The organism is Mesorhizobium sp. M7A.F.Ca.MR.362.00.0.0 (genome assembly GCF_004023175.1).
GTDB lineage: Bacteria > Pseudomonadota > Alphaproteobacteria > Rhizobiales > Rhizobiaceae > Mesorhizobium.
The window spans coordinates 1,027-1,560 of sequence record NZ_RZTF01000707.1; the positions used below are offsets into that span (position 1 = coordinate 1,027).

The 534-nt window shown below is 56.6% G+C and carries 1 protein-coding gene; it reads right to left on the reverse strand.

Annotation, left to right across the window (positions count from 1 at the left end; all coding sequences use genetic code 11):
- Positions 1-351: 351 nt before the first annotated feature.
- On the reverse strand, positions 352-534 hold a 183-nt coding region (locus EOC06_RS40520; RefSeq protein ID WP_368773620.1), incomplete at its 5' end, for an ABC-three component system middle component 2.

The following is a 534-nucleotide window of genomic DNA, read 5'->3' on the forward strand; positions in this document are numbered from 1 at the left end:
TTCGCTTGGCGTCGAATTTACCTTGAAGGATGGCCCCCGCCGCAGAGGGTGTATTCTTGATCAACCCATCGTGCACACGGAACGCGCCGCCCTTTGTAGCCCGATAAAGTGTGACGTCTCGGTCGCTAGAGAGCGTCAGTCCTAGCCAAACAGCATCGTAGTGCGTGATTTCCTCAGTTTTGGGCAATTCCTTGGTCGCTGCCAGCATGAAGTTTAGCGCCTTGGTCGTAAACGACTTGCCGGTGTTGGAGGCTCCGTAAACTATGTTGAGGCCATCGTTGAACGACAGTTCAGCCGGCGCGACTGATGGTCCTGTGAAAACCAGGTGACGAATCGTGATGCCGCTCGCCATTATGCGCTACTGCCGGTGGGGGCGTGATCTGCGCGGAATTCGGCGGTCCAGCGGCCGATCTTGGCCTCAATCACAGCTTTGATTTCGACCGTCGCCATTCCAGCAAAGCGCTGGGCAATCCAGCGGGCACGCTCTTTGAGTGCCATCGAATAGTCGGACTGAAGCAGGTCTAGGTAGGTTGG